Genomic DNA, 11268 nt, shown 5'->3' with positions numbered 1-11268 from the left:
TCAGTACTCCACTTGCTGGCTGCGGCGGCGGATGACGGTGACCTCGTCGCGCTGGTTGCCGGTCGGGCCGTAGTAGTTGAAGGCGTAGGTGAACTGCGCGTAGCCGCCGGCGAGATGGGTGGGCTTGAGCAGCAGGCGGGTGAGCGAGTTGTGCATGCCGCCGCGTTTCCCGCTGACCTCTGTTTTCGGCACGTTGATGTTGCGGTCCTGGGCGTGGTACATGTACACGGTTCCCTCGGGCATCCGGTGGGTGACCACGGCCCGGCAGGCGACGACGCCGTTGCGGTTGTACGCCTCGATCCACTCGTTGTCCCTGACGCCGATCTTCTCGGCGTCCTGGAGCGACATCCAGATGACCGGGCCGCCGCGGGACAGGTCGAGCATGTACTTGTTGTCCTGGTAGTTGGAGTGGATGGACCACTTCGAGTGCGGGGTCAGGTAGCGGACCGTGACCTCGGCCCGCCCGTCCTCGTGCAGGTGCTCGTCGCCGTAGTGGCGTGGAGTGTTCAACGGGGGCCGGTAGACGGGCAGTTGCTCGCCGAGCTCGGTCATCCAGTCGTGCTGGACGAAGAAGTGCTGGCGGCCGGTGAGGGTGTGCCAGGGCTTGAAGTGCTCGGTGTTGATGACGAACGGCGAGTAGCGGCGCCCGCCGGTCTCCGAGCCCGACCACTCGTAGGAGGTCATCACCGAACGCGGCTGGGTGCGGGTGTCGGCGAAAATGATCCGCTCCGCCTCGCGTTCGGAGGCGAGCTCCACCAGACCCTCGCTGCCGGTCTGCCGCTCCAGCTCACGGAAGCCCTCGGTGGCCAGACGGCCGTTGGTGGTGCCGGACAGGGCCAGGATCGCCTCGCACATGTCGGAGGCGGTGGCCAGCGACGGCCGGCCGGCGGCGATTCCGTCCCGGACGGTGCCGTTGCGGTGGCGCAGGTCCTCGATCTCCCGGTTCGGGTGGACGGTGACGCCCTTGGTGGTGGTGCCCAGGGTGTCAAGGAGCGGGCCGACGGCGCGCATCTTCTGGGCGATCGTGGCGTAGTCCCGTTCGATGACGACCAGCTTCGGCATGGTCTTCCCGGGAATGGGTTCGCACTCGCCGGTCTTCCAGTCCCGCACCACCCCGCCGGGCTGGGCGAGTTCGTCGGGGGTGTCGTGCAGCAGCGGCACCGCCAGGACGTCGGTGCGCGCCCCCAGGTGCTCGGCGGCCAGGTCGCTGAACTTGTCGGCGAGGGTGAGGAAGCTGTCGTAGTCGGTGCGGGCCTGCCAGGGCGGGGCGATGGCGGGGGTGAAGGCGTGCACGAAGGGGTGCATGTCCGTGCTGGACAGGTCGTCCTTCTCGTACCAGGTCGCGGCCGGCAGGACGACGTCGGAGAGCAGGCCGGTGGAGGTCATCCGGAAGTCCATGGTGACCAGCAGGTCGAGCTTGCCCTCAGGCGCCTCCTCCCGCCACACCATGTCCTTCGGCCGGGACTCCGGCGGGGTCTCCTCCGAGCGGACGGCGGCGTCGGTGCCCAGCAGGTGCCGCAGGAAGTACTCGTTGCCCTTGCCCGACGACCCCAGCAGGTTCGCCCGCCACACGGTCAGCACGCGCGGGAAGTTGGCCGGGTCGTCGGGGTCCTCGGCGGCGAACCGCAGGCGCCCCGCCTTCAGCTCGTCCACGATGTGCTCGGCGACCGGACGCCCCCGCGCGGCGGCCTCGTCGGTGAGGTCGAGGGGGTTGCGGTTGAAGCCGGGGTGACCCGGGGTCCAGCCCAGCCGCACCGCCTGCGCCAGGCAGTCGGCGAACCCCTTGCCCGCGAACCGCCCCTCACCCAGCGGGGAGGCCAGCTCCTCCGGCCCGAACGCCTCGTAGCGCCACTGGTCGGAGTTGAGGTACCAGTACGAGGTGCCCGCCATGTGCCGGGTCGGCCGCTGCCAGTCGAAGGCGAACGACAGATGCTGCTGCCCGGTGACCGGGCGGACCTTCTCCTGGCCGACGTAGTGCGCCCAGCCGCCGCCGTTCACACCCTGGCAGCCGGTCATCGTCGTCAGCGCCAGGAAGGCGCGATAGATCGTGTCGGAGTGGAACCAGTGGTTCGTGCCCGCGCCCAGCGCGATCATCGAACGGCCGTTGGTGCGCTCGGCGTTGCGGGCGAACTCCCGCGCGATCCGGGCCGCCTGCTCCGAAGGCACAGACGTGATCGTCTCCTGCCAGGCCGGGGTGTACGGCTCCGACGCGTCCTCGTACGACGACGGCCAGCTGCCCGGCATGCCCGGCCGCTGAACCCCGTACTGGGCCAGCATCAGGTCGAAGACGGTGGTGACCAGGCGGCCGCCGATCCGGCGTACCGGCACACCGCGCACCAGGACCGAGCCGCCCTCCGTGGCGCCCTCGTCGAAGCGGGGCAGTGCCACCTCGGCCGTCTCCTCGGCACGCTCCAGCAGGCTCAACTCAGGAACGGCGTCGCCCAGGTCGAGATTCCACCGTCCCTGGTCCTCCTTGGCCCAGCGGAAGCCGAGCGAGCCGTTCGGCACGACCGGCTCGCCGGTGGCGGAGTCGATCAGGACGGTCTTGGACTCGGCGTGTTCCGTGTCGTGGCCGAGATCGGCGGCGGTCAGGAACCCGCCCGGAACGAGACCGCGGTCGTGCTCGCGCAGGGTGATCAGGAACGGGGCGTCGGTGAACGTGCGCAGGTAGTCCTGGAAGTAGGGCACCTCGCGGTCGACGAGGAACTCCTTGAGGACGACGTGCCCCATGGCCATCGCCAGCGCCCCGTCCGTACCGGGATGCGGGGACATCCACTCGTCGGCGTGCTTGACGTTGTCGGCGTAGTCGGGGCTGACCGCGACGACCTTGGTGCCGTTGTAGCGGGTCTCGGTGAGGAAGTGCGCGTCGGGCGTGCGGGTGACCGGGATGTTGGATCCCCACATGATCAGATAGCCGGCGTTCCACCAGTCCGCCGCCTCCGGCACGTCCGTCTGATCCCCGAACACCTGCGGCGAGGCGACCGGCAGATCGGCGTACCAGTCGTAGAACGACAGCAGGGTGCCGCCGATCAGCGAGTGGAACCGCGCACCGGCCGCGAAGGACGCCATCGACATCGCCGGGATCGGCGAGAAGCCGGCGACACGGTCCGGTCCGTACTCCTTGACGGTGTGCACCTGGGCGGCGGCGACCAGCTCGCTCACCTCGTCCCAGTCGGCCCGCACCAGACCGCCCTTGCCGCGCGCCCGCTTGTACGCCCGCGCCTTCGCCGGGTCGGACGTGATCTCCGCCCAGGCCGCCACCGGGTCACCGAGCCGCTTGCGGGCCTCACGCCACAGCTTCAGCAGCGCACCGCGCACATACGGGTAGCGGACCCGGCTGGGCGAATACGTGTACCAGGAGAACGACGCACCGCGCGGACAGCCGCGCGGCTCGTACTCGGGGCAGTCGGTACCGATCGACGGATAGTCGGTGGCCTGGTGCTCCCAGGTGATGATGCCGTCCTTGACGTACACCATCCAGGAGCAGGAACCGGTGCAGTTCACACCGTGAGTGGAGCGCACCACCTTGTCGTGGGACCAGCGGTCCCGGTAGAAGCCCTCCCACTGCGGATCGCCCGTGCCGAACACGGCGCGTCCGTCGGCCGACACCTCGCTGCGCGTGAGGAGCCTGCGGGCCGCCAGCGGCCAGCTGTCCGCGGCGCGCGACTTCCGCGGCCGTGCGTTCTGTTCGTTCTCCATGGTCAGGACGCTAAGCGCGGCACGGCATCCGACACCTGGGGCTGGCGGTCCCTGGCGGATGGCCTACCGGCCCCATGTGGCTCGCGACAATAGGGACCAGTGGTCCCGGTGCCGGGCCCGGTCGGCAGGGGAACCGGGTGCGCCGGGCGTTGCATGCTGGCTGTGATCGAACCGCAGACGTTCATCCGTCTGTACGACCGCATCCCGTGTCTGTCAGGTGGCCCAGTCCCCCGTCCCCGCCGCCGCGGACACAGCGCGTATGGCGCGTGGCGCCCGGCTCGGTCCTGCGTCCGGCCGCTCACAGCGGCCGGACGCGGCATCCGCCCCGGTATCGGTGTGCGGAGTGCCGCCCCCGCCCGCATCGGCCGGCCGAGCCGGCCCGACCAGATGGAGAGACCCTCATGAGCGTGCTCAGCCTCGCCTCGCACCCCCGGGACGCCACGGCCCTGGAAAGCGCCGAGGCACATCACGCACGACTGGCCGGGGAACTCGCCGGACGAGTGAAGATGCTGCTCGTCGCCGTGGACCGGGACCCGGTCGCCGCCGAGAGTATCCACGCCGGGCTCGTGGCCTTCTGCGACCGCTCACTGCTGCCGCACGCCGCAGCCGAGGAAGCCGCCCTCTACCCCGCCGCCCACCGCAAGCGCGAGGCCCGCCTGCTCATCGAGAGCCTGATCGGCGAACACCGCTGCCTCGCCGCACTCGTCGATGCCCTGCGCGCCGCACCCACCCCGGCGGGTGCGGCGGCCGACGCCCGGGCCCTGCAGGTGCTCTTCGAGGAGCACCTGGCCAAGGAGAACGGCCTCGTGCTGCCGCTTCTCGCCATGACGCCCGAGGTCCGCCTGGCCGAGTTGCTGGCGGACATGCACCGCCGGCTCGCGAACGACCCGTCCGACAAACACACCTCAGAAGATCAGCACAACGAGGAAGGGCACGACATGTACGAAGGGCAGACGCGGGAGACCGGTGGCTGCGGCGGAGTGTGCGGCTGCGGCGGTGCCGAGGAGGCGAACGAACCCGAGCTGGACGTCAGGGACGTTCCGCATGCCATTCGTCACGCCACGGTCTTCGGCGCGCTGGACGCTGTCCCGGCGGGCACCGCGATGGTGCTGATCGCCCCTCACGACCCGCTGCCCCTGCTCACCCAGATCGAGCAGCGCAACCCGGGGGTGTTCTCGGTGGAGTACCTGGAACGCGGCCCCGAAGCGTGGCGTCTGCGGCTCAGCCACCGCTGACCGACGCGCCATCCAACCCCGCGGCGGTACGTGCCCCCTCGCTTCAGCCGATGTCCACGCACCGCCGCACCCGCAAGCAAGGAAGGCAAGGAAGGAAGGACCACGTCATGGACGGATCACACCGTCGGGCCGGCACCCTGCTCGGGACGGTCGGTATGGCCCTGGTGGTCGCCGGGCCGGTCATGCTGTGGCGCGGGCGCAGCGGCAGGAAGGAGATCCGCACGGAGCTGTCCGCCCAGAAGATCACTTTCCCCGAGCGCGGGCTGCCCGTCGCACTCGCCGCCCACACCGGCCGCCGGGTGGAGACCGGCCCCGAGGCGCACGCCTACGCCGAGTTCATCAAGGGCAACCTCGCCAAGGCCACCGGCGGCCGCACCTACGCCGAGATCACGGCGGAGCTGCACGCGGCCGGAGGCGACGACGAGAAGCTCGCCAAGCTGCGCGAGACCGCGTTCATGGGCCAGTCCCTGCGCGCCTCGCTGATGTCCGCCTATCAGGCATGGCACCTCACGACCCTGGTCACGGGCCTGGGCGCCGCACTCACCGGTGTGGGAGCCGCGATGATGGCCACTGCCAACGCCCTGACTCACCGTTCCCCGAACCACTCCTGACCCCCGTCGCCGTCTGACGACTGACCGTTTCGATCCCGCACCTCACGTGAAGAGGGACCGTCGGCCCTGATGGCGCAGACCATCGGCCGCCGCGCCGACCACCGCCGCCGATGGATGCTGACGGCGACCGATCCGGAGGTATCCCGTGTACGACCACATCGACCACCCTCGAGGCCGATGCCACCGCTGCTGTTCACGGCGGGTGCCGCGCACGGCGCGGTCCGGTCACCGTCCGGCCGCCCGCCTCGTCTGCCCCGACTCCAGGGCGGCCGGACACAGCAGCAGGGTACTGGGAAGGGCCGTGCGATGACCGCCCCCGCCCACGTCATCCGCCGCCAACGGCACGACGCGGGGGAACGGCCGTTCATCGTCATCTGGGAATCCACCCGGGCCTGCCCGCTGGCCTGCCTGCACTGCCGGGCCGAGGCCGTGCCCGACCGGGACCCGCGGGAGCTGGACACCGCCGCGGCCAGGGACCTGCTCCGCTAGATGGCCGCCTTCGGACAGCCCGCCCCCCTCTTCGTGATCACCGGCGGCGACCCGTTCCAGCGCCCCGACCTGACGGACCTCGTCGCATACGGTCAGGAGATCGGAGTCCGGGTCGCCGTCTCCCCGTCCGGCACGCCGACGCTCACCGAGCAGCGGCTGCGGGAGTTGCACGCGGCCGGCGCAGTCGGCCTCTCGCTCAGTCTGGACGGCTCCACCGCCGAACTGCACGACGGCTTCCGCGGCGTACCCGGCGTCTTCCGCTGGACCCTGGACGCCTGGGACGCCGCCCGCGCCCTCGGCATGAAGGTACAGATCAACACCACGGTCGCCCGGCACAATCTGCACGACCTGCCGGACATCGTCCGCCTCGTCGCGGAGCACGGCGCGATGCTGTGGAGCGCCTTCTTCCTGGTGCCCACCGGACGCGGCCGCAGCCTTGGCGCACTGACCCCCGGCGAGGTGGAGGACGTGCTCAACTTTGTCCACGACGTGGGCCTGACGGTGCCCGCCAAGACCACCGAGGCCCACCACTTCCGCCGTGTCTCCCTCCAACGCCAGATCCTCGCCGCCGCCGGCGACGACCCCGTCGCGGTACTGCGGCGCGGCCCTCTCTACCAGGAACTGCGCAAGCGGATAGCCGAGTTGGGCCTGGACGCAGGAGCGCGCCGGGTACGGCGCCCGCCCCTGGACGTCAACGCGGGCCGCGGCTTCGTCTTCGTCTCGCACACCGGCACCGTGCACCCCAGCGGGTTTCTGCCGCTGGGCGCGGGAAGCGTGCGCGAGACACCCCTGACCGAGATCTACCGCACCTCGGAGCTGTTCACCGGCCTGCGGGACGCCGACCGGCTGGGCGGCCGGTGCGGGGCGTGTGAGTTCCGCCGGGTCTGCGGCGGCTCACGTTCCCGCGCCTACGGCGTCACCGGCGATCCCTACGCCGAGGAGCCGTGGTGCGGCTACCGGCCTCGATCCTTCCCGTACCAGCGGGAACTGGCCGCGCTGTTGGCGGCCGTCGGCGAATCGGAAGTGCCTGTTCGTCCCCGTCCGACCGCCGCCCCGGGCGGCAAGGAGCACCGTGTACAGCAAGAGCGATGACCCGGCCGCGGGTGCCGGCCGCCCGCCCAGCAGATTCAAGGCGTCCGCACTGCGCAGCCGGCATCTGACCGCCCACGTCCTGGTCGCGGCCTGGGCCGTGCTCGCGCTGCTGGCGGCGAGTGCCCAGCAGTCGCTTCCCGCGGCACGCTGGCTGGCCATCCACCTCTTCCTGGTCGGTGCCGCCACCACCGCCATCGTGGTGTGGAGCGAGCACTTCGCCGTGGCCATGCTCCACGCCCGGCTGCCCGACCGGCGCTGGAGCACCACCCGGCTGGCCGGCGTCAACGCCGGCGCCGTGGGCGTCCTCACCGGCATGTGGACCGACCGGCCCGTTGTCACCGGAGTCGGCTGTGTGCTGCTGATCACCGCGGTCGGCGCGCACCTGGTCGTCCTCGTCCGCATGGGCCGCGGCGCGCTGGGCGGACGGCTCGCCCCGATTGCCGACTACTACCGGGCCGCCGCGGCGGCACTGATCATCGGCGCGGTACTCGGCTGGCTGCTGGCCACCGGCAAGGCAGGCCCGCAGCACTACACCGGCCTGAAGCTGGCCCACGTACATGCCACCCTCCTCGGCTGGATCGGCCTGCCGGTGCTGGGCACGCTGTTCATGCTCTGGCCGACCGTGCTGGGCGTACGCATGGCCGAGCGCACGACCCGGCTGGCACGCTGGGTACTGGTGCTGACCGGGGGCGGCCTGCTGACAGCCGTCGCCGGACTGTCGGCCGGCCGCCGCGCGGACGCCGTACTGGGTGTCGCCCTCTACGCGGCTGGCATCGCGGTCGCGGCGCAGCTGTTCGCCCGTACGCTGCGCCGGCGGTCGGCGGTCTCGTTGGCCGCCGCATGGATGCTGGCCGCGGCTCTGGGATGGTTGTTCGTTGGCGTGGTGGTCGACCTGGTGCTGCTGGCCGTACGGCCGCTCGCCGACGTGCGGGACGACTTCGGGCCACTGGTCCCGGTACTGCTCGTCGGGCTTGTCGCGCAGGTCCTCATCGGTGCGCTCACCTATCTGCTGCCCGTCGTGCTCGCCAGCGGCCCCAGGGAACGGGCCGCGCTGCGGGCCGTGTTGGAACGGGGCTGGGTGCCGCGACTGGTGGCGCTCAACCTGGGTGTCGCCCTGCTTGCGTTGCCGCTGCCCGGCTTCGCCGGCTCGGCGGGGACACTGCTGGCCGGGGCGGCCGGAGTGGCTTTCCTCGCCCTGGTGGTGCGCGTGCTGGTGCACAGCGGACGGGGCCTCCTCCACCGTGAGAACCGGACCAGCGTCTCGCGGCGGCCCGTCCTGTGGGGTACCGCCGCAGGCGCCGTGGTCACGGTGCTGGCCGTGCTCGTGGCCAACAGCGGAGGGGACACGAGCAGCCGGGCGAGCGGCGCCGGGACGGCGGGCGCGGGCGCAGGGGCCACCCGCACGGTCGCCGTCACCCTGGCCGACATGCGGATCCGCCCGGCCCGGATCGAGGTCGCCGCGGGTACCTCCGTGCGGTTGGAAGTCACCAACACCGACGCCCAGCGCCACGACCTCAAGGTCGAGGACGGTCCCGCCACCCCGATGCTCGCCGAGGGCGACACCCGCACCCTCGACCTCGGGCGGGTCACCAAGAGCCGCGAGGCGTGGTGCACCCTGCCCGGCCACAAGGCGGCCGGGATGACCATGGACATCGTCGTCACCGGCGACACCGGCACGTCAGGCGACACCAGCCACGCGAGCGGGCACGACGGCCATTCCGCGACCTCCACCGCGGGCGGCCTGGACCTGTCCGCCGACTTCTCCGCGGGCTGGCGGCCACGCCGGGCCAACCTGGCGCCCGCGCCCGGCGGGACGGTCCACAAGGTCGAACTGCACGCCGCGCACAGCACGGTCGAAGTGGCCCCAGGAGTGAAGCAGCAGATGTGGACCTTCGGTGGTTCCGCACCCGGCCCCACCCTCCACGGCAAGGTGGGCGACGTCTTCGAGATCACCCTCGTCAACGACGACGAAGGCATGGGCCACGGCATCGACTTCCACGCCGGCTCTCTCGCCCCCGACAAGCCCATGCGCACCATCCAGCCCGGCGAGCGCCTCGTCTACCGTTTCCGCGCCGAGAAGGCCGGGGCATGGCTGTACCACTGCAGCACCGCACCCATGCTCCAGCACATCGGCAACGGCATGTACGGCGCTGTCGTCATCGACCCGCCCGGCCTGGCCAAGGTCGACCACGAGTACGTGCTGGTCTCCTCCGAGCTCTACCTCGGCACGCCGGGCAGCACCGCCCAGGTGGCGAAGATGACCAACGGCACCCCGGACGCATGGGCGTTCAACGGCATCGCCTCCCAGTACGCCCAGCGGCCCCTGAAGATGAAGGCCGGTGAGCGGGCCCGCTTCTGGGTCGTCGCCGCCGGGCCGTCCGACGGCATCGCCTTCCACATCGTCGGCACCTTCTTCGACACCGTGTACAAGGAGGGCGCCTACCTGCTCGAGCCCGATCAGCCCGGCGGCTCGCAGGTACTGGACCTGGCCACGGCACAGGGCGGCTTCGTCGAGACGACGTTCCCCGAGGCCGGCCACTACGCGTTCGTCGACCACGACATGCGCCACGCCGAAGCCGGCGCACACGGGACCGTCGAGGTGAGCAACTGATGGACACCGTCGGCCTGTGGTCCCTGGTGCGATTCGTGCACGTGGCCGGTGCCGCCCTGTGGGTCGGTGGCCAACTGGCCCTGTCCCTGGTGATCCTGCCGCTGGCCCGGCATCTGCTCGACCCGGAGGCCAAGGACCGCTTCACGGCCGCGGCCGGCCGCCGGTTCGGAATGCTGACCGGTGCGGTGTTCCTGCCGGCCCAGCTGGCGACGGGCTGGGCCCTGGCCTGGCACAGGGGAGTCACCTGGGCATCACTCGCCGAACCCGGTTACGGACGTACCCTCGCGGCCAAACTCGCCCTGTTCTCCTGGTGATGCTCGCCGCGGCCGGACACGGTATCGCCCATGCCAAGGGCCGCGCCGAACGTGCCCGGATCCTGGCGGTCGCCTCCCTCGTCGGCTCGCTCGGCGTCGTCCTGCTGGCCACCGCCCTGCCCTCCACCTGATCTGAGGCCGAAGAGAAAGAGGCGGCATCATGCGCACCCGAGCCCGGCTGGACACCGCCACCGTGGAGTCGCTCCTGGCGGCGGCCGTGGCAGCCCCGTCGATCCACAACACGCAGCCCTGGCGCTTTCGCCTGGACCCCGGCAGCCAGGTACTGGAGGTCCATTCGGCGCCCGAGCGCACCCTGCCCCTGACCGACCCGACGCACCGCGCCCAGTACCTGTCCGTGGGAGCCGCGATCTTCAACCTCCGGCCGGCCGCCGTCCACCAGGGCCGGCGGCCGGAGGTGAGACTGCTGCCGGACCCGTACGAACCAGGACTGCTGGCCACCGTACGACTGTCCGACCCACTCGGCTCCGACGATCAGCAGCCGGACCCTGGTCTCCATGAGGCCATCGCGCGGCGGCACACCACCTGGATGCCCTTCACCGGCCGCCCGGTGCCCGAGCCGATCGTGGCGGAGATGGCGTCCGCCGCGCACGCCGCAGGCGCACGCCTGCACGTGCCGGACATCGCCGGCACACGGCACCTTCTGCACCTGACCGCCCGAGCCGAGGCCCGTAACCACGCCCACCCGGCCCGCACCGCCGAAACCCGCACCTGGCTCACCGCCCCGGGAGCAGACACCCCCTACGGCATCCCCGCCACCGCCCTCGGCCCGCCCGACGCGGCCCGACGGATGCCGATGCGGGACTTCATCGGCGCGCTGCCCGGTCCGCGCCTGCCCGCCCTGTGGTTCGAACGCCACGTTCAGCTGGCCCTGCTGTGGACGCCCCACGACCGACGCGAGGACTGGCTGCGGGCGGGCCAGGCTTTGCAGTACGTCCTGCTCACGGCGACGGCCCACGGGCTGCGCACCTCGCTCCTGCACCAGGCCATGGAATGGCCCGACCTACGAGGTGCGATGGCTCTGCCGCGCCACAAGCGGTGTTACCCCCACATGCTGATCCGGTTCGGTTACGGCCCGGACGGCGCGCGTACGCCCCGCGCGTCCACGAACGTCGTACCTGATGGGCTGGAGTCGGAGGGCGAGTTCTCGGGCCGGCGTAGTGACGCCGCGCCGTCGGCCTGAGGCGACTGCCTGCACC

General features: G+C 71.5%; 9 protein-coding genes. 8 read left to right on the top strand and 1 reads right to left on the bottom strand.

The window, feature by feature from the left end:
- On the bottom strand, nt 1-3699 hold the full coding sequence (locus KUM32_RS34175; RefSeq protein ID WP_217145811.1) for a nitrate reductase subunit alpha: 3699 nt from the start codon (nt 3697-3699) through the stop codon (nt 1-3).
- 401 nt (nt 3700-4100) lie between these two features.
- Here KUM32_RS34175 and KUM32_RS34170 point away from each other — a divergent pair, with 401 nt between their 5' ends.
- The 8 genes from KUM32_RS34170 to KUM32_RS34145 all read left to right on the top strand — a co-directional run bounded on the left by KUM32_RS34170 (nt 4101) and on the right by KUM32_RS34145 (nt 11252).
- Nucleotides 4101-4934: a DUF2249 domain-containing protein gene (locus KUM32_RS34170; protein WP_217145810.1), complete on the top strand. Its 834-nt coding sequence runs from the start codon at nt 4101-4103 to the stop codon at nt 4932-4934.
- A 107-nt stretch (nt 4935-5041) separates the two neighbouring features.
- Nucleotides 5042-5545 (top strand): hypothetical protein, encoded by a 504-nt coding sequence (locus KUM32_RS34165; protein WP_217145809.1) that lies wholly within the window; start codon nt 5042-5044, stop codon nt 5543-5545.
- A 306-nt stretch (nt 5546-5851) separates the two neighbouring features.
- Nucleotides 5852-6034 carry a hypothetical protein gene (locus KUM32_RS44175; protein ID WP_254406538.1) on the top strand — a complete coding sequence of 61 codons (183 nt, stop codon included), beginning with the start codon at nt 5852-5854 and terminating at the stop codon, nt 6032-6034.
- On the top strand, nt 6035-7126 hold the full coding sequence (locus KUM32_RS34160; RefSeq protein ID WP_254406537.1) for a TIGR04053 family radical SAM/SPASM domain-containing protein: 1092 nt from the start codon (nt 6035-6037) through the stop codon (nt 7124-7126).
- Nucleotides 7107-9737: a multicopper oxidase domain-containing protein gene (locus KUM32_RS44170; protein ID WP_217145808.1), complete on the top strand. Its 2631-nt coding sequence runs from the start codon at nt 7107-7109 to the stop codon at nt 9735-9737. The genes KUM32_RS34160 and KUM32_RS44170 overlap by 20 nt, the downstream gene beginning before the upstream one ends.
- Nucleotides 9737-10051: a hypothetical protein gene (locus KUM32_RS34150; protein WP_217145807.1), complete on the top strand. Its 315-nt coding sequence runs from the start codon at nt 9737-9739 to the stop codon at nt 10049-10051. Before KUM32_RS44170 ends, KUM32_RS34150 begins: the two co-directional genes overlap by 1 nt.
- Nucleotides 10051-10182 carry a hypothetical protein gene (locus KUM32_RS44785; protein WP_302185211.1) on the top strand — a complete coding sequence of 44 codons (132 nt, stop codon included), beginning with the start codon at nt 10051-10053 and terminating at the stop codon, nt 10180-10182. The genes KUM32_RS34150 and KUM32_RS44785 overlap by 1 nt, the downstream gene beginning before the upstream one ends.
- A 29-nt stretch (nt 10183-10211) precedes the next feature.
- The gene (locus KUM32_RS34145) at nt 10212-11252 is read left to right on the top strand and encodes a nitroreductase family protein (protein WP_217145806.1); all 1041 of its coding nucleotides are present in this window, start codon (nt 10212-10214) and stop codon (nt 11250-11252) included.
- Nucleotides 11253-11268 lie beyond the last annotated feature (16 nt).

It is taken from the genome of Streptomyces sp. AC627_RSS907 (assembly GCF_019049165.1).
Note: the sequence above shows the minus strand (reverse complement) of the source record. Positions and strands in the feature narration are given on the sequence as shown.

What these genes read in the sequence shown, in the direction of transcription:
- KUM32_RS34175 (WP_217145811.1), bottom strand. Translation starts at nt 3,699, where the DNA reads ATGGAGAACGAACAGAACGCACGGCCGCGGAAGTCGCGCGCCGCGGAC.
- KUM32_RS34170 (WP_217145810.1), top strand. Translation starts at nt 4,101, where the DNA reads ATGAGCGTGCTCAGCCTCGCCTCGCACCCCCGGGACGCCACGGCCCTG.
- KUM32_RS34165 (WP_217145809.1), top strand. Translation starts at nt 5,042, where the DNA reads ATGGACGGATCACACCGTCGGGCCGGCACCCTGCTCGGGACGGTCGGT.
- KUM32_RS44175 (WP_254406538.1), top strand. Translation starts at nt 5,852, where the DNA reads ATGACCGCCCCCGCCCACGTCATCCGCCGCCAACGGCACGACGCGGGG.
- KUM32_RS34160 (WP_254406537.1), top strand. Translation starts at nt 6,035, where the DNA reads ATGGCCGCCTTCGGACAGCCCGCCCCCCTCTTCGTGATCACCGGCGGC.
- KUM32_RS34150 (WP_217145807.1), top strand. Translation starts at nt 9,737, where the DNA reads ATGGACACCGTCGGCCTGTGGTCCCTGGTGCGATTCGTGCACGTGGCC.
- KUM32_RS44785 (WP_302185211.1), top strand. Translation starts at nt 10,051, where the DNA reads ATGCTCGCCGCGGCCGGACACGGTATCGCCCATGCCAAGGGCCGCGCC.
- KUM32_RS34145 (WP_217145806.1), top strand. Translation starts at nt 10,212, where the DNA reads ATGCGCACCCGAGCCCGGCTGGACACCGCCACCGTGGAGTCGCTCCTG.